Annotated in this window: 17 protein-coding genes; 5 read left to right on the forward strand and 12 right to left on the reverse strand. The window is 71.6% G+C overall.

The genetic code is table 11. The annotated features are described in order from the left end of the window. Window positions 1–33: 33 nt before the first annotated feature. Window positions 34–309: a plasmid mobilization protein gene (locus tag ACZ4WQ_RS00425; protein ID WP_311724985.1), complete on the forward strand. Its 276-nt coding sequence runs from the start codon at window positions 34–36 to the stop codon at window positions 307–309. Next, window positions 306–722, forward strand: a complete 417-nt coding sequence (locus ACZ4WQ_RS00430) for a fic family toxin-antitoxin system, toxin component (RefSeq protein ID WP_311724984.1) — start codon at window positions 306–308, stop codon at window positions 720–722. The genes ACZ4WQ_RS00425 and ACZ4WQ_RS00430 overlap by 4 nt, the downstream gene beginning before the upstream one ends. Before the next feature lie 83 nt (window positions 723–805). On the opposite strand, the gene ACZ4WQ_RS00435 is transcribed toward ACZ4WQ_RS00430, so the two are convergent. Further along, window positions 806–2335, reverse strand: coding sequence for an aldehyde dehydrogenase (NADP(+)) (locus ACZ4WQ_RS00435; protein WP_311724983.1), 1530 nt, complete (start codon window positions 2333–2335; stop codon window positions 806–808). A gap of 131 nt (window positions 2336–2466) precedes the next feature. Here ACZ4WQ_RS00435 and ACZ4WQ_RS00440 point away from each other — a divergent pair, with 131 nt between their 5' ends. Both ACZ4WQ_RS00440 and ACZ4WQ_RS00445 read left to right on the forward strand, forming a co-directional pair. After that, window positions 2467–3237 (forward strand): IclR family transcriptional regulator, encoded by a 771-nt coding sequence (locus tag ACZ4WQ_RS00440; protein WP_311724982.1) that lies wholly within the window; start codon window positions 2467–2469, stop codon window positions 3235–3237. 114 nt (window positions 3238–3351) lie between these two features. Beyond that, a complete protein-coding gene (locus tag ACZ4WQ_RS00445) occupies window positions 3352–4332 on the forward strand; it encodes an aldo/keto reductase (RefSeq protein WP_468021887.1) in 981 nt (326 codons plus the stop codon). Window positions 4333–4399: 67 nt separating this feature from the next. Here ACZ4WQ_RS00445 and ACZ4WQ_RS00450 read toward each other — a convergent pair whose 3' ends face one another. Continuing rightward, entirely contained in the window at window positions 4400–5845 is a 1446-nt protein-coding gene (locus ACZ4WQ_RS00450; protein WP_311724980.1) for an NCS2 family permease, read from the reverse strand. 134 nt (window positions 5846–5979) lie between these two features. Beyond that, window positions 5980–7221, reverse strand: a complete 1242-nt coding sequence (locus tag ACZ4WQ_RS00455; protein WP_311724979.1) for a right-handed parallel beta-helix repeat-containing protein — start codon at window positions 7219–7221, stop codon at window positions 5980–5982. 326 nt (window positions 7222–7547) lie between these two features. Between ACZ4WQ_RS00455 and ACZ4WQ_RS00460 the strand changes: the two genes are divergently transcribed. Next, a complete protein-coding gene (locus ACZ4WQ_RS00460) occupies window positions 7548–8432 on the forward strand; it encodes a class I SAM-dependent methyltransferase (RefSeq protein ID WP_398370374.1) in 885 nt (294 codons plus the stop codon). Here ACZ4WQ_RS00460 and ACZ4WQ_RS00465 read toward each other — a convergent pair. From ACZ4WQ_RS00465 to ACZ4WQ_RS00505, 9 genes are all read right to left on the reverse strand, one after another. Further along, entirely contained in the window at window positions 8413–8823 is a 411-nt protein-coding gene (locus ACZ4WQ_RS00465; RefSeq protein ID WP_311724977.1) for a VOC family protein, read from the reverse strand. The genes ACZ4WQ_RS00460 and ACZ4WQ_RS00465 overlap by 20 nt on opposite strands. 48 nt (window positions 8824–8871) lie before the next feature. Beyond that, window positions 8872–9231, reverse strand: a complete 360-nt coding sequence (locus ACZ4WQ_RS00470; RefSeq protein WP_311725061.1) for an AraC family transcriptional regulator — start codon at window positions 9229–9231, stop codon at window positions 8872–8874. Between the two features lie 163 nt (window positions 9232–9394). Continuing rightward, a complete protein-coding gene (locus ACZ4WQ_RS00475; RefSeq protein WP_398370372.1) occupies window positions 9395–10705 on the reverse strand; it encodes a polysaccharide lyase family 1 protein in 1311 nt (436 codons plus the stop codon). Between the two features lie 57 nt (window positions 10706–10762). Then, window positions 10763–11590 (reverse strand): rhamnogalacturonan acetylesterase, encoded by an 828-nt coding sequence (locus ACZ4WQ_RS00480; RefSeq protein ID WP_311724975.1) that lies wholly within the window; start codon window positions 11588–11590, stop codon window positions 10763–10765. 111 nt (window positions 11591–11701) lie between these two features. Next, window positions 11702–13039 (reverse strand): ABC transporter substrate-binding protein, encoded by a 1338-nt coding sequence (locus ACZ4WQ_RS00485; RefSeq protein WP_394816762.1) that lies wholly within the window; start codon window positions 13037–13039, stop codon window positions 11702–11704. Between the two features lie 12 nt (window positions 13040–13051). Continuing rightward, complete coding sequence (locus ACZ4WQ_RS00490; RefSeq protein ID WP_468021888.1) at window positions 13052–15136, reverse strand: pectinesterase family protein; 2085 nt, start codon at window positions 15134–15136, stop codon at window positions 13052–13054. Then, entirely contained in the window at window positions 15136–16698 is a 1563-nt protein-coding gene (locus ACZ4WQ_RS00495; RefSeq protein WP_398370366.1) for a glycoside hydrolase 43 family protein, read from the reverse strand. The genes ACZ4WQ_RS00490 and ACZ4WQ_RS00495 overlap by 1 nt, the downstream gene beginning before the upstream one ends. Before the next feature lie 92 nt (window positions 16699–16790). Then, window positions 16791–17675: a DUF6807 domain-containing protein gene (locus tag ACZ4WQ_RS00500; protein WP_361183707.1), complete on the reverse strand. Its 885-nt coding sequence runs from the start codon at window positions 17673–17675 to the stop codon at window positions 16791–16793. Next, window positions 17672–18850, reverse strand: a complete 1179-nt coding sequence (locus tag ACZ4WQ_RS00505) for a Gfo/Idh/MocA family protein (protein WP_311724970.1) — start codon at window positions 18848–18850, stop codon at window positions 17672–17674. Before ACZ4WQ_RS00505 ends, ACZ4WQ_RS00500 begins: the two co-directional genes overlap by 4 nt. Window position 18851: the final 1 nt, after the last annotated feature.

The following is an 18851-nucleotide window of genomic DNA, read 5'->3' on the forward strand; positions in this document are numbered from 1 at the left end:
CGATCACCTGATTCGGGGTGATTGTCTCCCCGCATGGCCAACCTCATCCTCCGGCTCACCGAAGAAGAACACGAGGAGATCCGGCGTCGCGCGGCGGCCGTCGGCATGACGCTCCAGGCGTACGGGCGGGCTCAGCTCGCGCTGGACCGGGACGAGACCCGGGAGGCGTTCCTGGCCGCGTTCCGGGATTCGCTCCAGCGCTGGAAGGGCGAGTTCGCCGAGCTCAACGAGGAGCTCGCGGCCCGGCCCCGCAGCACGAGCAAGGAGATGGGGTTCGATCCGGCCACGCGTCTGAGGGACGCCTGTTGACCCGTTCCCCCGGCTTTCCCATCGACTTCCCCGCCCTGCTCCAGGCGACCGCGGACATCCCCGGCTCGCCCGCGATAGACGACTACGGGGTGCCGCTGGCGGCCATCCACCGGCACGGCGCGCACATGCTGAACCAGGACGTGTACTGGGGCGCCCATCTCAAGGCGGCAGCCGTCCTGGACACGCTGCTGCGCCATCCCTGGCTCGAACACTCCCAGGCGGACGCGGCGTGGGCCGCGACCCGGGCGGTGCTCACGATAAACGGCCTGACGGTCACCCGGGACGTGAAGGGCTCGGAGGTGCTGGCGCTGATGCGCGCCATCGCGGGCCCCGGGGTCCCGTTGCGCGACATCGCCCGCGCCCTGCGCGGCTGGACGGCGGATGGCGCGGCGGACGGGACGCCGGACGGCTGAGCCGGCTCCTCGACCCGGACGGCGCTGTGGGCGGGACCGGCCGGTCCCGCCCACAGCGCCGTTCGACAGGGCCCAGGCCGGGCTCAGACCTCGCGGCGGCCGTTCACCCGCCGGGGCAGCCCCTGCGGGTTCTCGTCGCGCAGCTCCGGCGGGAGCAGCGCGGCCGGGGCGTCCTGGTAGGTGACCGGGCGCAGCCAGCGCTCGATGGCGGTGCCGCCGACCGAGGTGGAGGTGGAGGTGGTCGCCGGGTACGGGCCGCCGTGGTGCTGGGCGGGGGCGACGGCGACGCCGGTCGGCCAGCCGTTGACCAGGACCCGGCCGGCGAGCGGGGTGAGCTCGGCGAGCAGCTCGGAGGCGCGGCCCTCGGACCCGCCGCCCTCGCCCTCGGAGAGGTGGACGGTGGCGGTGAGGTTGCCCGGCAGCCGTCCGAGCACGGCCGTGATGTCGGCGTCGCTCTCGTAGCGGGCGAGCACGGTCACCGGGCCGAAGCACTCCTCGAGGAGCACATCGTGCGGACCCTCCTCGGCGAGCAGCCGCGCCGGGACGGTCAGGAAGCCGGCGCTGACGGTGTGCTCACCGCCGGAGCCGGGGGTGACCGGGGCGTCGACCTCGGGGAGTTCGGCCCGCTCCTTGACCCCGGCGACGAAGTTGTCGCGCATGCGGTGGTCCAGCAGGACGCCGGCCTCGCTGTTGCTGACCGCCTCGGTGAGGGACTTCACCAGCCGGTCGCCCGCCTCGCCCGCGGGGGCCAGGACGAACCCCGGCTTGGTGCAGAACTGGCCCATGCCCAGGGTCATCGACCCGCCGAGGCCCGCGCCGATCTGCTCGGCGCGCTCGGCGGCCGCGGCCTCGGTGACCACGACCGGGTTGAGGCTGCCGAGCTCGCCGTGGAAGGGGATCGGCACCGGCCGGGCAGCGGCGGCGTCGAACAGGGCGCGGCCGCCCCGGATCGACCCGGTGAAGCCCGCGGCGGCCACCAGCGGGTGCTTGACCAGCTCGACGCCCGCCTGGAAGCCGTGCACCACCGAGACGACCTCGACCGGCAGCCCGGTCTCCTCGGCGGCGCGGCGCAGCGCGGCGGCGGTCACCTCGGAGGTGGCGGGGTGATCGGGGTGCGCCTTGACGACGACCGGGCAGCCCGCGGCGAGCGCGCTGGCGGTGTCGCCGCCGGGCACGGAGAAGGCGAGCGGGAAGTTGCTCGCGGAGTAGACGGCGACGACGCCGAGCGGCACCTTGTAGCGGCGCAGGTCGGGCCAGGGCGGGGTCTGAGTGGCGTCGGCGTGGTCCACGCGTACGTCGAGGAAGGCGCCCTCGTCCACGATGTCGGCGAAGGCCCGCAGCTGGTAGGTGGTGCGGGCGAGCTCGCCGGTGAGCCGGACCGGGCCCAGCGCGGTCTCGGCGTCGGCCGCCTCGACGATCTGGTCCTTCGCCTCGTCGAGGCGGTCGGCGGCGGCGCGCAGGAAGGCGGCGCGCACCGTACGGTCGGCCAGGGAGCCGCGCGCCTCGTGGGCCGCCCGCACCACGCGGTCGATCTCCTCGGCGGTGGCTTCGATCGCGACCTGCTCCCGCTGCTTCCCGGTTCGGGGGTCGACGCTCCACACTGGTGCTGACACCGCGGAATCCTCCTGCTGTGTTGCCGCTGCTTGCGTCCCGCACCTCGGCTGTTGTTCGATATGCTGAACGCTGTCCCTGATGGTGAACTCTGTCGGGACTCTATGGCTGGTCGAACAAAGGGGTCAAGGCGATGTCAACTGCCGAGACGGGTGGGGCCCAGGTCAAGTCGGCGGTCCGCACGGTCGAACTGCTGGAATTCTTCGCCGGCCGACCCGGCATGCACAGCCTGGCCGCCGTCCAGGAGGCCGTGGGTTACCCCAAGTCCTCTCTCTACATGCTGCTGCGCACCCTGGTGGAGCTCGGCTGGGTGGAGACCGACGCGACCGGCACCCGCTACGGCATCGGGGTGCGCGCCCTGCTCGTCGGCACCTCGTACATCGACGGCGACGAGGTGGTGGCCGCCGCCCGGCCGACCCTGGACCGGCTCTCGGACGACACCACCGAGACCATCCACCTCGCCCGCCTCGACGGCACCAACGTGGTCTACCTCGCCACCCGCCAGTCCCAGCACTATCTGCGCCCCTTCACCCGCGTCGGCCGCCGGCTGCCCGCGCACTCCACCTCGCTGGGCAAGGCGCTGCTGGCCACGTACTCCGACGAGCAGGTGCGCAAGATGCTGCCGGAGACCCTCGGCGGGCTCACCGAGCACACCATCACCGACCGCGAGAAGCTCATCGAAGAGCTGCATGTCATCCGCGAACAGGGGTACGCGGTGGACCGCGAGGAGAACACGCTGGGGCTGCGCTGCTTCGGCATCGCCATCCCCTACCGCACCCCCTCGCGGGACGCGATCAGCTGCTCGGTGCCGGTGGCCCGGCTCACCCCCGCCCATGAGCAGATGATCAAGGACGCCCTCTTCGACGCCCGCGACCGCCTCACCCTCGCGACCCGCCGCCTCTGACCGACTGACCGATCGCCTCCAACCCACCGCGTACGCGGGCGGATTCACCGGACCGGGCTGACACACGGGCGCCGCGGTGGTCTGCTGTGACCGAGCGAGTGAGAGGTGAGACCCATGGAGTACGCCCGCCTGGGACGGTCCGGGATCAAGGTGTCGCGGATCTGCCTGGGGATGATGAGCTACGGCGACCCCGAGCACCGCAAGTGGCAGCTGGACATCGACGCGGCGCGGCCGATCGTGCGGCGGGCCGTCGAGAGCGGCGTGACGTTCTTCGACACCGCCGACATGTACTCCAACGGCAGAAGCGAGGAGATCACGGGCGAGCTGCTGCGTGACTTCTTCCCCGGCCGGGACGACTACGTCCTGGCCACCAAGGTGTATCTGCCGATGGGCCCGGGCCCCAACGACCGCGGGCTGTCCCGGAAGCACATCCTGGCGAGCATCGACGCCTCGCTGCGGCGGCTGGGCACCGACCACGTCGATCTCTACCAGATCCACCGGTGGGACCCCGAGACGCCGATCGAGGAGACCATGGAGGCGCTGCACGACGTGGTGCGGGCGGGCAAGGCCCGATACATCGGCGCGTCGTCCATGTTCGCCTGGCAGTTCGCCAAGGCCCAGCACACGGCCGCGGCGGCGGGCTGGACCCGGTTCGTGTCGATGCAGAACCACTACAACCTGCTGTACCGGGAGGAGGAGCGGGAGATGAACCCGTTCTGCCTGGACCAGGGGATGGGGGTGATCCCGTGGAGCCCGCTGGCGCGCGGGCTGCTCGCGGGCACCCGGGACCGGGACCGCTTCGGGACGACGGCGCGGGCGGGCAGCGATCCGCTGGTCGAGAAGTGGTACGCGGACGCCGAGTTCGACATCGTGGACGCCACCCGCGCCGTGGCCGAGGAGCGCGGGCTGTCCCCCGCCCAGGTCGCCCTCGCGTGGCTGCTCGGCCGGCCCGCGGTGACCGCGCCGATCGTGGGGGCGACCAGAATCGGTCACCTGGAGGACGCGGTCGCCGCGGTCGAGGTGACGCTCGACGAGGCGGAGGTGGCCCGCCTGGAGGCGCCGTACCGCCCGCGCCCCGTCATGGGCCACGGCTGACGGGACGCGAGCGGTCCGGGGGCTCGGGCGGTCCGGGGGCTCGGGCGGTCCGGGGGCTCGGGCGGGCTCAGGTGAGCAACTGCTCCAGCGGGTCGATCCCGAAGTAGAGGACGAACAGCCCGGCCGTCCCCCACAGCAGCCAGTGCACCTCGCGGGCCTTGCCCAGCACCGCCTTGATGAGCACATACGCGATGAACCCGGCGCCGATCCCATTGGTGATGGAGTAGGTGAACGGCATCACGACGATGGTGAGGAATGCCGGAATGGCGACGTCATAGCGGTCCCACTCGATGTGCCGCACCTGGCTCATCAGCAGGAATCCGACGGCGATCAGCGCGGGGGTGGCGGCCTGGGCGGGCACCATGGTCGCCAGCGGGGTCAGGAAGAGGGCGAGCCCGAACAGCGCGCCGGTGACCACGCTGGCGAATCCGGTGCGCGCCCCCTCGCCGACCCCGGCCGCCGACTCGATGTAGCTGGTGTTGGACGAGGCCGACGCCGCGCCGCCCGCGGCCGCCGCCACCCCGTCGATCAGCAGCACCCGCCCCAGGTTGGGCACCTTGCCGTCCTTGTCCAGCAGCCCGGCCTCGCTGCTCACGCCGACGACCGTGCCCATGGTGTCGAAGAAGTCGGACAGGATCAGGGTGAAGATCAGCAGAACGATGGTGACCACGCCGACCTGCTGGAACGCCCCGAACAGGCTGAAGGAGCCGATCAGGCCGAAGTCCGGGGTGTCGACGATCTTGTCCGGGAGGGAGGGCGCGGTCAGCCCCCAGGCCTGCGGCTTGAGGTCGGCGATCTCGTTGATGACGACCGCGAGCACGGTCATGGTGACGATGCTGATCAGGATCGCGCCCTTGACCTTGCGCACCATCAGGGCGATGGTCAGCAGCACCCCGAGGCAGAAGACGAGCACCGGCCAGCCGGTCAGCCGCCCGGTCGCGCCGAGCTGGACCGGCACCGAGCCCTCCATGCCCGGGATGCGGGTGGCGAAGCCCGCGTCGATGAAGCCGATGAAGGCGATGAACAGGCCGATGCCCACGCTGATCGCCTGTTTCAGCGGCTGCGGGATCGCGTTCATCACCGCCTCGCGCAGCCCGGTGCCCACCAGCACACAGATGATCAGGCCCTCCAGGACCACCAGGCCCATGGCGTCGGGCCAGCTCATCTGCGGGGCGATCTGGTAGGCGACGACCGCGTTGAGCCCGAGGCCGGCGGCCAGCGCGAGCGGCAGATTGCCGCCGACGCCCATGAGGATCGTCATCACACAGGCGACCAGCGCGGTCGCGGTGACCAGCTGCGCACCGTCGAGATGATCCTGGAACTTGTCCTCCGCCTTGCCCAGGATGATCGGGTTCAGCACGAGGATGTAGGCCATCGTGAAGAAGGTGGCGAACCCGCCCCGGACCTCCCGGCCGAGGGTCGAGCCCCGCTCGGATATCCGGAAGAACCGGTCAAGTGGGCTGCGGGGTGGGGTGGTTGGGGCCGGTGCCTTGTCGGTCACCTGTCCTGCCATGTTGTGGCGCTCCTTAAGCGTGAATATCAGACGCGTGCGGGGTGACTGGATTGTGCCCCCTACGCGGACCGCTCAGGTTTTCGCCGTGTTACGAGATCAACTACCGTGCGGCGCAGTGCGCTTGGCCCGGGCCGTCACTCCATCGTCGAGCCGATCTCGGAGCCGTTGGCCACGACCAGGAAGCTGGTGACGGGCAGCGAGCCGTCCTGCCGCCGGGCGCCACGGGCCGTCACGGGATCGGTGGTGACAAAGGGCGGGGTGGCCGAGCCGCCGGGGCTCCAGCCGCTGCCCCGGCCGGGGCTCCAGTTGTTGCCCCGGGAGACGGCCGTGGAGCCGGTGTCGGCCTTGGCGTCGCCGTTGGAGACGGACAGATTGCGCTCCAGCAGCGCCTGCGAGCTGGCGAAGGAGTAGCCAGAGGCCTCGTTGGCGTACGCCGTGGTGCGCCGGACGCGGATCGCGCCGGTGTTGCCGTTGGCCGCGAAGCCGTACTGGGTGTTGTCCCAGGCGGCGGAGTTCCGTACGACATGGGCGGGCGAGGGGGCCGGGGCGTCGCCGCCGAGCTGGAAGCCGCTGCCGTTGCCCCGGAAGTCGCGGATGCCCCAGCGGTTCTCGCCGTTTCCGAAGGACCAGGTGTGCTCGATGGTGACCGGGCCGGCCCATCTCCACAGGTCCACGCCGTCGTCGCTGTTGTTGAACGCCCGGACCCCGGTGATCACATTGCCGGATCCGGAGCCGTGGGTGATGGCTATGCCGTCGGCCTGCTTGCCGCCGGTGGCGTCGTCGTGGTTGTCGTACGAGTCCAGATTGCGGATGACGTTGTCGTTGCTGCCCTTGCCGCGCAGGGTGAGCCCGGTGTCGCCGTTGCCGTGGGTGGAGAGGTTGTCGAAGACGGTGCTCTCACAGGAGACACAGACCAGGCCGCCGCCGGGGGCGTTGCGGAACTCGATGCCGGAAACCGTCCAGTAGTCCGCGCGCAGCGAGAGCAGCGAGGAGCCTGTGGAGAGGCGTGAGCCGTCGACTCGGACCTGCTCGGCGCGGTACGGGCGCAGCTCGACGCGGTCCCGGGCGGTGCCGTCGACGGAGCTGCGGAGGGTCCGGCCGGGGTAGTAGGTGCCGCCGCGCACCTCGATGACGGTGCCCGCCTTCGCGATCGAGAAGGCCTTCTCCAGTGTGCGGTACGGGGATTGGAGCGTGCCGGAGTCCTGGTCGTCGCCCTGGGGGGACACATACACGGTCGAGCCCACGGCGCTCGCGCCCTCGGGCGCGGCCGTCAGATAGACCCCCGCCACGGCCGAGGCCACGATGACGGCGCTGCCCAGCGGCAGAGTACGGTCCTTCCGACGGCGGTGGCGACCGCGCTTGCGCCTCAGCCCCATGGCAACTCCTGTTCTGCGTCGAGGGAACGGGCCGGGGGATCCTGGTCCGACCTGTTCCAAGCTGTAGTTGCCGCCAACCCCAGACTAGGTTGCCACGCACTCGCGGATTCTTAGATTACGAAATCGGGATGGTCGCACGAGAGGGCGGAGCAAACCTTGATCATTTCGTGGCCGGAGAAGCGACGGTGCCGATCAAAGGCGGTCAGGGCACGGTCAACGCGCGGTCAGGACGGATCGCACCGACTCGCGGGGCGTCATGGCGCGACGCCCGAAATATGGTAGCCTGAGGCAACTATTTACGCGAATGAAGGCCCAGGAGGCCCGAGATGCAGCCGCGCAGCCCCAGCCGCACCGCCTGGCTCGCCGCCGCGCACCGCGCGGACCACCAGAAGCTGGACGCGGGACGGCTGTTCCACGATCCGCTCGCCGTCCGCATGCTCGGCGCGGACGCCGAGGGCCGCGACGACGCCGACGCCGCGTCCGGGCGCCGGCGCATCCGCCTGTTCATCGCCGCCCGCTCGCGCTTCGCCGAGGACCGCCTGGCGGCCGCCGTGCGGCGCGGCGTGCGCCAGCTCGTGGTCCTGGGCGCCGGGCTCGACACCTTCGCCTACCGCAATCCGCACGAGGTGGCCGGGCTGAGGGTCTTCGAGGTGGACCACCCGGCCACCCAGGCATGGAAGCGCGAGCGCCTGGCCGACGCCGGAATCCCGCTGCCGCCGTCGCTGACCTTCGCGCCGGTCGACTTCGAGCGGGAGAGCCTGGCCGACGGCCTGACGGCGGCGGGCTTCGACCCGGCGCGGCCGGCCTTCTTCAGCTGGCTGGGCGTGGTGCCGTATCTGACCCGCGACGCGGTGTTCGCGACGCTCGGGCTCATCGCGGGCCTGCCCGGTGGCACGGAGGCGGTCTTCGACTACAGCGAGCCACCGAGCGCCATGACACCGCGCGGGCGCGTCTCCCATCGCGCCCGCGCGGCGCGGGTGGCCGCGGTCGGCGAGCCGTTCCTCAGCTACTTCGCGCCCGAGCGGCTGGCGGCGGACCTGCGGGCGGCGGGTTTCGACGCGGTGGAGGACCTGGACGCGGTCCGGCTCGTGTCCCACTACGCCGCCCACGCGCCGGCCGACGCCCGCGAACGCCGCTCGACGGCCCACGTCCTCAGCGCGACGACCGTTTCCGCTCCCCCGACCGGCCCGGCTACGCCTTCAGCTGGGTGAAGCGGATGCGGTTGCCGAAGGGGTCGCGGAGGCCGCAGTCGATGCCGTACGGGCGCTCGGTGGGCTCCTCGGTGAACTCGACGCCCTGGCTCTTCAGCGTCTCGTACGTCTTGCGGCAGTCGTCCGTGGTCAAGATGAGCCAGCCGCTCGTCGCACCCTTGGTCACCAGCTCGCGGACCTGCTGCGCCGTCTCCTCGGACATCGCCGGAGGGCCCGGCTTCTCCAGCAGGATCTGGCGCTCCGGGTGGCCGGGGACGCTCACCGTCAGCCAGCGCATCACGCCGAAATCGACGTCCGCGTTCACCTCCAGGCCCAGCTTGCCGACGTAGAAATCAAGGGCTTCGTCCTGATCGAGCACGTAAATCGCGGAATGTGTGATTGCGTTGAACATGTGCATCACGTTACCGAGCGAGCCGGACGAAAACTTATCCAAAACTGCTCAGTCGCTCGGCCGCGTCCACGCCATCGTGAAGCACGTCGGCACGCCCGTGGCTACCGCTTCCTTGCGGTAGGCCCGCGGTGACCGGCCGACGATGTCGCGGAAGGTGCGGCTGAAGGTTCCCGGGCTGCCGAAGCCGACCTCGAAGCAGATGTCCGTCACGCTGCGGTCGGTCTCCCGCAGCAGGAACATGGCCCGCTCGACGCGGCGGCGCTGGAGATAGCGGTGCGGGGTCTCGCCGAAGGTGGCCCGGAAGGTGCGGGCGAAGTGTGCCGGGGAGACATGGGCGATCCGGGCCAGGGCGGGGACGTCCAGCGGCTGCGCGTAGGCGCGGTCCATGGCGTCCCGTGCCCGCAGCATGCGGCGGTTGATGTCTTCTGCGGCACTGCTCACAGCGCCATCACACCACGGTCGGCCCCGGCAGGGAGGAGGGGGAGGGGGGAAGGGGAGGGGAGGGGAGGGGGAAGGGGAGGCCGGGCGGGGCCAGGTAACGCCCGGCCTCCCCGCTGGGGGGTGGCGGCGATCAGAGGCGGCCGGCGCCCGCGTGCCCGTCCACGATGCCGGGCACCGCGCGCGGCGCGTCGACGCGGGTGCGCAGCGTCGGCGTCCAGCCCGCGTCGTCGCCCAGTTGCTCGGCGGGGACGCCCGCGTTGTGGACGGCGAGGAGGTCGACGGGCTTGCCGTTGACGTAGTTGTTCTCCTCGGTGAGCGCCGTCCCCTTCCACTGCTTGATGACCTTGGCCCGGTCGACCGTGCCGGGCAGGGTGAGGGCGTTGGCCTCGGCGTACAGCTGGGACTCCACACCGACGCCCCAGCTGTAGACATAGCCGTCGGCGGGGGCGATGTAGTGGTTGTTGTACGCGTCGACCTTGCCGAAGCGGACGCGCGGGGCGCGCTCGACGATGTTCTTGAAGACGTTGTGGTGGAGGGTGACGCGGAGCTTGCCCCGGTCGGTGGCGCCCGCGCTGTCGCTGTTGCCGATCATGAGCGTCTTGTCGTGGTCGGCGAAGACGTTCCAGGAGGCGGTGACGAGGTCGGCGCCGCGCACCACGTCCAGCTCGCCGTCGTGCTGCTGGTAGAGCTGGCCGTAGTAGCGGGGCTGGGCGCTGTCGGGGCGGCGGCCGTCGGTGAAGGTGTTGTGGTCGACCCAGACGTGGGTGGAGCCGTAGACGACGAGGTTGTCGTACTCGGAGTTCCAGGCGCCTTCCGCGCCGTCGGTCGGGTCCCAGGCGGGGAAGCAGTCGTAGGCGTCCTCGAAGGTGAGGTTGCGGATGATGACGTTGTCCGCGCCGGTGACCTGGAGGCTGGCGCCGAGCAGCCGGGCGTCCCGGCCGGCGCCGGCGATGGTGGTGTTGGAGGGGACGGCCAGCTTGACGCGGGTCGCCTGCACCGCGGCCGACGCGGCGCGGGCGTCCTCCTGCGGGCCGGACGGCTGGGCGTCGCCCCAGGTGGCCGGGTCGTACGCGGCGAGGTAGGCGTCCAGGCCGTAGCCGTCGGTGGTGTAGTCGGCGCAGGACAGCGGCTTGCCGGAGTCGTCGGTGTTGGCGTCGATGGTGCCCTTGACGTAGATGAGCCTCGGCGCCGTGTCCCCTCCGGCCAGCGCCTTGGCGAGCTCGGCCCGGTTGGTGACGGTGAAGGTGTGGGCCTTGTCGGCCTTGGCGCCGCCGGTCGTGCCGCCCTCGGCGGAGGCCCAGCCGTCGCCCGCCGGGAGGCCGGCCCGGGCGGAGGCGTACGAGGCGGAGGGGGCTGCCGTGGCGGAGGGGGCTGCGGCGAGCGCGAGGGAGGCGCAGCACAGCACCGAGGCGACGCGAGCATGACATCTGAATGTGCGCATGTTCCGGCTCCTTGCGGGACGTGTGGGGCGTACGGGGAAGAGGCGGGGCGCGGGCCGCTACCAGGTGATCCAGCTGTCCGGGATCGCCTCGCCCAGGCGGCGTACGTCGGACGCGGCCAGCACGCCCCTGGCCCCCAGCTCGCGCGCCACGAGGCGGGCCACCTCGATCGCACCGTGCGGCTGGAAGTGGGTGTTGTCCTGCCGGCCGTCCGGGTAGTTGGGCCACTCCCCCGGGTCGAGCCAGTTGAAGCAGCCCTTGGTGGACTCGGGGCCGAGCCGCTGCCACAGCGCGATGCTCGACGCCTGTACGTCGATCAGCGGCACCCCCTCGGCCCGGGCGAGGGAGCGCATCGCGTCGGGGTAGGCGCCGTGCGTGGGCTGGGCCGTGCCCGCGGCGTCGAACTTGCGGCGCTCGACGGAGGTCAGCAGCACCGGGCGGGCGCCGCGGTCGCGCGCCCCCTTCAGATACAGCCGCAGATACTGCGGATAGGTGGTGGCCGGATCGGTGCCCCTGGTCGGGTCCTCGACCTTCTCGTCGTTGTGGCCGAACTGGATGAACAGGAAGTCGCCGGGCCGGATGGCGGCCAGGATCGCGTCCAGCCGCCCCTCGTCGTAGAAGCTCTTCGAACTGCGGCCGTTGACGGCGTGGTTGGCGACCCTCAGCCGGTCGGCGAGGAAGAAGGGCAGGGCCATCCCCCAGCCGGTCTCCGGGGCCGCCGAGGCGGCCTTCGTGGCGGCGGTGGAGTCGCCCGCGAGATAGACGGTCACCCCGGCGCGGGGCTTGCCGCGCCCGCCGGAGCGGGCCTGGGCGGTGCCGGTGGTCGCGGCGAGGGCGAGCGGGACGGCGGCGAGCGACGCGGCCGCGTGTCTGCGGGAGAGTGACATGGCGTGCGGATGCCTTTCGTCCAGGTCACGGGTGTCGAGACGGACGGGGGCGCGGGTGGGGCGCGGGCCGGCCGCCGGGGTGCGGCGGCCGGCCCGCGACGCGAGCGCGCCTCAGCTGTGCTCTTTCCAGTCCGCCTGGGCCTCGTTGAGCTCCTTGGCGACCTTGTCGCAGAACTCCTTGGCGGTCATCTTGCCGAGCAGCACCTTCTGGAAGTTCGGCTCGTTGTCCGCCTTGCTGATGGTGTTCCAGTCCGGCAGGTAGTACGGCAGCTGCACCACCTTGGTCTGGGGGTCGCTGAGCGATTGCAGCGCCGCCTTGGTCGGCGGGGCCTGCTGGATCCAGGGGTCGTTCGCGGCGTCGACGTTGGCCGGGATGGCACCGACGTCCTCGTTCCAGAGGCTGTTCATCTCCGCGGAGGCCGCGAACTCGATGAACTTCCAGGCCGCCGCCTTGTTCTTGCTCGCCTTGAACAGGCCGAGGCCGTCGACCGGGTTGGAGACGATGGTGCGCGGCTGCCCCTCCGCGGACGGCGGCATCGGCACACCGGCGATCTTGTCCTTGCCGAACGCCTTCAGATGGTCGGTGTAGCTGCCCAGGTTGTGCTGGAGCATGCCGATGTCGCCCTGGTCGAACTGGGCGACCATCTTGGTGAAGTCGTTGTTGAGGTCGGCGGACGGGGTGTCCTTCTTGTAGAGGCCGACGTACTTCTCCAGCGCCGCCACGTTCTTGGGGTCGTTGAGGGTGGTCTTGTCGCCGTTCCAGAAGGTGTCGATCCCGGACTGGGCGTACATCATCTCCATCGCCTGGGCGATGGACCCGGCCCCGCCGCGCAGGGTGAAGCCGAACTTGTTGTCGCCCTGGTCGGTCAGCTCGCCGGCGGCCTTGTAGAAGTTGTCCCAGCTGGTCGGCGCGGGCAGGCCCTTCGCCTTGAACAGGTCGGTGCGGTACCACAGGGTGCCCTGGTTGGCCGAGGTCGGGACGGAGAACATCTCCTTGTCGTCACCACCGGCCGCGCGGACGCTGTCCACCATGTTCTTGACCAGCTTGCCCTTGAGCGAGCTGTCCTGGATGCGGTCGGCGACCGGCTCCAGGGCGTCCTGGACGACCAGGTTGGCCAGGTACGCCGTGCCGACGCCGCCCACGTCGGGCAGGCTGTCGTTGCCGCCCTGGATGGCCGTGTCGTACTTCGACTGGACGTCGGCGATCGGGATCGGCACGTACTCGACCTCGATGTCCGGGTACTTCTTCTCGAACTTGGCGATGATCTCCTTCCAGATCGCGGTGCGCGGCCCGCCGTTGTTGTCCCAGAAGACGATCTTGCCCTCGCCGGACCCCTCCGACCCGGAGCTCGACCCGTCGTCCCCGCACGCGGTGGCGGTCAGGGCGAGAGTGAGCGTCACGGCCACGGCCGCGGCGCCACGTACGGTTGGTATCAGGTGCTTTCTCATGGTGCGCATCTCCTACTGAGTCTGGGGTGCCCAGCCGTCGCTGCCCGCGAGGTAGTCGGCCACCTCGTGGCCCGCGGCGTCGGCGTCCGTCATCCGCGGTCGGTCGGCGGACGGGGCAGCCCCCGGTCCGGTGGTGCGGTACTCGCTGAAACGGGCTTCCTGCCACGGGAATCCGCCCATGTCCGTCCACGGGGAGTTCTTGATCGCGGCGGGCAGCCAGGTGTCGCGGATCAACACCTGGGCGATGGCGTCCGGCTCGCCGCCGGGGTGCCAGGGGCGGCCGAGGTGGAAGGTCTGGTCGGGCGCGTCGCTGACGATCCGGCTCCGGGTGATGAGGAAGCCGTACGGATTGCCCTTCCAGGTGCTCGCGGCGGTGATGTAACCGTTGTTGCTGTCGCTGCTGCGGCTGAGCGCCTTGATGGTGGAGCGCTCGATGACGGTGGTGGCGCGCCCGTAGATGAAGTCGACATCCCCCTCGATGTACGAGTCGCGGAGGTAGACGCGGCTGATGGTGGTCAGCTTGGGGCTGTCGGTCATCAGGGTGTCCTGGTTGCCCTTGAAGGCGGTGTCCGTGAAGACGATCCGGTCGCCGGTCGTCTTCATGGCCAGCGCCTGCTCGCCGTTCAGCTCGTGGGCGGCCTCGTCGAAGTCGTTGACGAAGGTGAGGTGGCGGGCGGTCACATCGCTCGCGGCGATCAGGACGGTGGCGCTGCCGGTCGAGCCGCCGTACTCGGCGGGGGTGTCGTACACGATGACGGTGTCGCCGCGGTCCCGCCCGGTGCCCAGGAAGGTGAGGCGCGGCTTGTCGGCCGGGACCCGGACCTGCTCGCGGTAGGTGCCGGGCGCGATGGCGATCGTGATCCGCCCGTCGTTGCCCGCGGGCACGGCGTTGACGGCGGCCTGGACGGTACGGAAGTCGCCGGAGCCGTCGGCCGCGACGCGCAGCACGGTGTCGGTGCCGAGGCCGCTCTGCGGTCCGGAGAACCTCTTCACCAGGGCGGGCACGGCGGCCGCGGGGTCCAGCCGGTACGGGTAGAAGTCGCGCGGGTCGAACGCCTCGCCCCGGGTGTCGTGGCGGCCCGTGGTGTCGCGGGCGATGCTGCCGCGCTGGACCAGCTCGGCGGTCTCATCGGCCTGGTAGGGGTTGCGGATACCGTCGTAGTAGCTGTTCTCGATCACCATCTTGGTCCGGCCACGGGACCAGTTGCCGTAGGTCCACACCGGGTCCTCGTCCCGGTACTGGGCGGAGAGGTAGTTGTTGTAGAGGTGGGCGTGGGCGGCGTTGTCGATGGACGGGCTGCGCTGCTTGATGCCGGTGAACCAGTTGTGGTGCAGGGTGATGTTGGTGGTCACGTTGTCGGTCCAGCCGAGGCCGAACGCCTTGTTGTGGTCCTTGAAGACGTTCCAGGAGACCGTGACGTAGTCGCTGTCCTTGCGGATGTCGAGCAGTCCATCGCCCATGCGGGTGAAGGTGTTGTGGTCGATCCACACGTGGTGGACGGAGTCCATCTGGATGGCGTCGAAGTCCTGGGTCTTGCCGTCCCAGTCGCCCTCGACATAGCTGTCCCGGATGGTGAGGTTCCGGATGATGACGTTGTGGGTGCCGGGGTTGAGGTGGAGTTCGCCGTGGACGATCTCCGCGGTGGAGCCGACGCCGATGAGGGTCTTGTTCGAGGTGACGACGATGTCGGAGCCGAAGGGGTCGACGTCGATCGAGCCCGCGATGCGGATGATGTAGGGGTCGGGGGCGGAGGCGTATGCGATGAGGTCCTGCTGGGTGCGGACGGTGACGACTTTGCCGCCGGCGCCGCCTGTTGTGCCGCCCGCGAGGGCGGCGAAGCCGTCGGGTTTGTCGGTCCACGTGGTCGCGCCGGCGCCCGGCGCGGGACCCTGAGCGCGCGCTACAGCGCCGGGGGCGCTGAGCAGTGCGGCCAGGAGGGCGGCCACCACGGTCACCAGCGCGCCGGTGGCCCTCAGGGGTCGCGCCGTTGCAGGTGCGGGCCGTGGCCGTCTGCGGGTGGGGTTGTGCCCACCCGTCCCTCCCCCAGCTACCGCTGGGAGGTGCCCCCTCTGCGGAACGATTGCCCACAACCTCATCACGAGGCTCCTTCCGTACGGAAGCTCTTGAATGCGGCGTAGCCAGGTGTTCCCTGGCCCTTGGGGGCTGTGGCGAAGAGGCCCAGGAGGGCGCCTACCCAGCGCCAGGGGGTGGCGGCGAAGACGGGGCCGGAGGGGTGCCAGCCGGTGGCGTCTCCCGTATCGGTGAGGAAGCGGCAGCGGGCGCCTCGGGAGACCTCGATGCGGAGGTGGGCCCGGCCGTCGGGGGCGTCGCGCGGGGGTTCGGCGTCCCGTTCCCGCTCGGTGGCGACGTCGGCGAAGCGGTGGACGAGGCGGGTCCCGTCCGCCGTCCGCTCCAGGCCGATCCAGCCGAACGCGTCGCCCAGGACTGCCAGTCCCGCCTTGGCGCCCGGCACCTCGCTGTGCAGGGACAGCTCGACCGTCACCATGAACTCCTCCGCGGGCAGCCGCTGCACCAGCACGTTCGGCAGCCGCCGCAGATCGTGCGCGTCGGCCGTGCGGTGGCAGGTCAGCCACAGGCCGTCGCCGCCGTGGGCGGTGGTCCAGCCCGGCGCCGGGTTGGCCGTCCACGACCACTGGCGGCCGAACCGCCCGCCCGGGAAGCCGTCGTCGGTCGCCGGGGCCTCGGGCGGCTGCGGCTCCGCCTTGGGCTTGCGGTACGACGCGACGGGCTCGCCCCGGTCGCCCATCACGGGCCAGCCGTCCTCGCCCCACTCCATGGGCTGGAGGTGCACCACGCGCCCGTACGCGCCACGCTGCTGGAAGTGGAGGAACCAGTCCTCGCCCGCCGGGGTGTCCACCCAGGCGCCCTGGTGCGGGCCGTTGACGTCGGTGCGGCCCTGGGCCAGCACGGTCCGGTGTTCGTACGGGCCGAAGAAGTCGCGCGAGCGCAGCGCGCCCTGCCAGCCGGTCTCCACGCCCCCGGCCGGGGCCAGGATCCAGAACCAGCCGTCCCGCCGGTAGAGCTTGGGCCCTTCCAGGGTGAACCAGCCGGGGATGAAGTCCGCGTCGACGATCAGGGTGCCCTCGTCCAGGAGGGTGGTGCCGTCGGGGCTCATCCGGTGGCCGGTGAGCCGGTTCTTGACCCCGGCGCGGGACTTGGCCCAGGCGTGGACGAGGTAGGCCGAGCCGTCCTCGTCCCACAGCGGGCAGGGGTCGATCAGGCCCTTGCCCGCCTTGAGCAGGTGCGGCCTGGTCCACGGGCCGCGCGGGTCGGGGGCGTTGACCTGGTAGACGCCGGTGTCGGGGTCGCCCCAGAAGATCCAGAAGCGGTCGTCGTGATGGCGGATGCTGGGCGCCCACACCCCACAGTCGTGGCGCGGCGCGGCGAAGGACTCCGCGGGTTCGAGGCGGTCCAGGGCGTGGCCGATCAGCCGCCAGTTGACCAGGTCTCGGGAGTGGAGGACGGGCAGCCCGGGGACGCGGCCGAAGCTGGAGGCGGTGAGGTAGTAGTCGTCGTCGACCCGGATGGCGTCCGGGTCCGACCAGTCGGCGTTCAGCACGGGGTTGCGGTAGGTGCCGTCGCCCTGGTCGGCCTGCCACACCGGCCCGCTCGTCGGCGTATGCGCGGATGCGGTCATGCTGTGCCTCCCTTCTTCGCTTCTCCGCACACGCGGCGCAGAGGTGCCGCTGTCGCCGTCGGCCGCGGCCCGGCGGCCACGTGCTCGTCCGCTCATACGGTCGCCCCCTTGTCGGACAGCTGTGCCCCGATACGGGCCGCCGCCTCGCGGTCGAGGCGGCCGTCGGCGACCGCGGTGACGATGCGCCGGGTGACGGTGTCGGCGGGGGCGATGGCCAGCCGCCGGTCCCAGGCGAGGGCCGAGCCCACGCCCGGGTAGTCGCCGGTGCGCACGAACCAGGGGTCGGCGCGGGTGTCGCCGGTCGCCCCGGCGAACACCAGCGTCCAGTCCTCGGCCGCGAGCGCCAGCCAGTCCGAGGGCCGCCCGTGCACCGCGGCCTCGCCCTCGCCGCCGTCCGCGCTGAAGACCCGCGGCGGCTCGGGGCGGCGCGGCGCGCGCCAGAAGAAGCCGCCGTAGCCCGCGCCGGGGCGGCCGTTGGTGGCCGGGCTGCCGAGGGTGACGGTCTCCCCCGTGACGTTGGTGAGGGCGGTGGTGAAGTCGAGCGCCCAGCAGCCGTCGGCGCCGTGGGAGACGGTGCGTACCGCGACCGTGCGCCGCTCCAGCAGGATCTGCCGGCCGCCGGCGACCCAGGACAGCTCCTCCACGAAGCCGTCCGGGTCGCGCAGCAGCCAGCCGAGGTGGCGCTGCGAGCCGTGGTTGTCCAGTTCGGTGGGGCCCTGTCCGCGCACATAGGTGCGGCCGCCCCAGAAGTTGCGCCCGGCCACGTCCGGGACGGCCATGCCGACGCCGAGGTGGTGCGGGTGGTCGGCGGGGCGCGACTCGGTGACGGTGATGCCGGACAGGGTCCGTACGGGGTGCAGATAGGGGCGGGGGGAGAGGCCTTCGGGCAGTTGCGGGCGGTGGGTGTAGGTGCCGACGGGGCGCCCGTCGCAGCGCAGCACGGTGCAGGGGGGCCGGTTGGGCAGGGAACCGTTCATGTGTGGGGGACCTCCGCGGGGGGTGCGGCCCAGGGGGCGCGCAGTTCCGAGTAGAGGGCGAGGCGTTCCGCGCCGGCGGTGACCAGGCGGTCGATGCCCGGCACGACGCGGCGTTTCGCCGAGGGCGCCGCGCCGACGCCCGGCTCGGTGCGCCAGGCGTCCGCGGGGAGCCGGACCGGATCGGGGGCGGTGCGAATGGCTTCGACGACGCGCATGAACGCGCCGGTGCGCTGCGGGGGGACGAGCAGTTCGGTGCCGTCGCGCAGATGCGCGGCGAGGTTCTCCAGGAGGTCGGTCCGGCCGTGGTCGGTCGTCTCCGGCTCATGTCCCGGGCGCTCCAGCAGCACCCGGTCCAGCTTGTACCAGAAGGTGATCCGGCCGCGGTCGCCGTGGATCAGGACGTACGGCTCGCCAGGCCGCTCGGCGCAGAGCGTGGCGGCGACGGTGACAGTGCCAAAGCGGGCAGAGCGGGCGGTGCGGAGCCGTACGCAGGAGGTGTCGTCGGCCTCGATGTCGTTGGCGCGGAACAGCTCCAGCTCGATGGATTCGATGTCCTCGGCGCGGTCGGCGCCGTCGATGCGCAGGGCGGTGGCGACGGCGTGGGCGAGCGGGTTGGTGAGCACGCCGTCGATGACGTCCCGGCCGTCGAGGGAACGGTGTCCGGCCCAGGGGGCGCGGGTGTAGTAGCTCTCGTCGCGCGCCCAGGCGCCGGCCGCGCCGATGCCGGTGACCTCTCCGATGGCGCCGTCGGCGATGAGTTTCCGGATCGCGATCAGCGCGTGGGAGCCGAGCGACTGGAAGCCGATCTGGCAGGCGGTGCCGAGTTCGCGCAGGCCCTCGGTCATGCGGGTGAACTCGGCGCAGGAGGGCGTGGGGGGCTTCTCCAGCAGCAGGTGGGCGCCGCGCCCGGCGGCGGCGAGGGCGAGGTCGGCGTGGGTGTGGATGGGGGTGCAGATGATGGCGATCCGCGCGCCCGTGCGGGTCACCAGGTCGGCGAGGTCGGCGGACTGCTCGGGGGTGCCGAGGCCGTCGCCGAGCTCTTCGGCGGTCAGGGGGGTGAGTTCACAGACTCCGGCGAGCCGGACCAGGCCCTGGGCGGTGAGCCGCCGGATGTTGTCCAGGTGCCAGTGCCCGTGGCCGCGGGCCCCGGCGAGTACGAGGGGGATGGGTTCCATG

Source organism: Streptomyces sp. NPDC028305 (assembly GCF_055569495.1).

Excerpts from the sequence above, each read along its gene's own strand:
- ACZ4WQ_RS00425 (WP_311724985.1), top strand. The coding sequence starts at position 34 with ATGGCCAACCTCATCCTCCGGCTCACCGAAGAAGAACACGAGGAGATC.
- ACZ4WQ_RS00440 (WP_311724982.1), top strand. The coding sequence starts at position 2,467 with ATGTCAACTGCCGAGACGGGTGGGGCCCAGGTCAAGTCGGCGGTCCGC.
- ACZ4WQ_RS00445 (WP_468021887.1), top strand. The coding sequence starts at position 3,352 with ATGGAGTACGCCCGCCTGGGACGGTCCGGGATCAAGGTGTCGCGGATC.
- ACZ4WQ_RS00450 (WP_311724980.1), bottom strand. The coding sequence starts at position 5,845 with ATGGCAGGACAGGTGACCGACAAGGCACCGGCCCCAACCACCCCACCC.
- ACZ4WQ_RS00455 (WP_311724979.1), bottom strand. The coding sequence starts at position 7,221 with ATGGGGCTGAGGCGCAAGCGCGGTCGCCACCGCCGTCGGAAGGACCGT.
- ACZ4WQ_RS00460 (WP_398370374.1), top strand. The coding sequence starts at position 7,548 with ATGCAGCCGCGCAGCCCCAGCCGCACCGCCTGGCTCGCCGCCGCGCAC.
- ACZ4WQ_RS00465 (WP_311724977.1), bottom strand. The coding sequence starts at position 8,823 with ATGTTCAACGCAATCACACATTCCGCGATTTACGTGCTCGATCAGGAC.
- ACZ4WQ_RS00470 (WP_311725061.1), bottom strand. The coding sequence starts at position 9,231 with ATGCTGCGGGCACGGGACGCCATGGACCGCGCCTACGCGCAGCCGCTG.
- ACZ4WQ_RS00475 (WP_398370372.1), bottom strand. The coding sequence starts at position 10,705 with ATGCGCACATTCAGATGTCATGCTCGCGTCGCCTCGGTGCTGTGCTGC.
- ACZ4WQ_RS00480 (WP_311724975.1), bottom strand. The coding sequence starts at position 11,590 with ATGTCACTCTCCCGCAGACACGCGGCCGCGTCGCTCGCCGCCGTCCCG.
- ACZ4WQ_RS00485 (WP_394816762.1), bottom strand. The coding sequence starts at position 13,039 with ATGAGAAAGCACCTGATACCAACCGTACGTGGCGCCGCGGCCGTGGCC.
- ACZ4WQ_RS00490 (WP_468021888.1), bottom strand. The coding sequence starts at position 15,136 with ATGAGGTTGTGGGCAATCGTTCCGCAGAGGGGGCACCTCCCAGCGGTA.
- ACZ4WQ_RS00495 (WP_398370366.1), bottom strand. The coding sequence starts at position 16,698 with ATGACCGCATCCGCGCATACGCCGACGAGCGGGCCGGTGTGGCAGGCC.
- ACZ4WQ_RS00500 (WP_361183707.1), bottom strand. The coding sequence starts at position 17,675 with ATGAACGGTTCCCTGCCCAACCGGCCCCCCTGCACCGTGCTGCGCTGC.
- ACZ4WQ_RS00505 (WP_311724970.1), bottom strand. The coding sequence starts at position 18,850 with ATGGAACCCATCCCCCTCGTACTCGCCGGGGCCCGCGGCCACGGGCAC.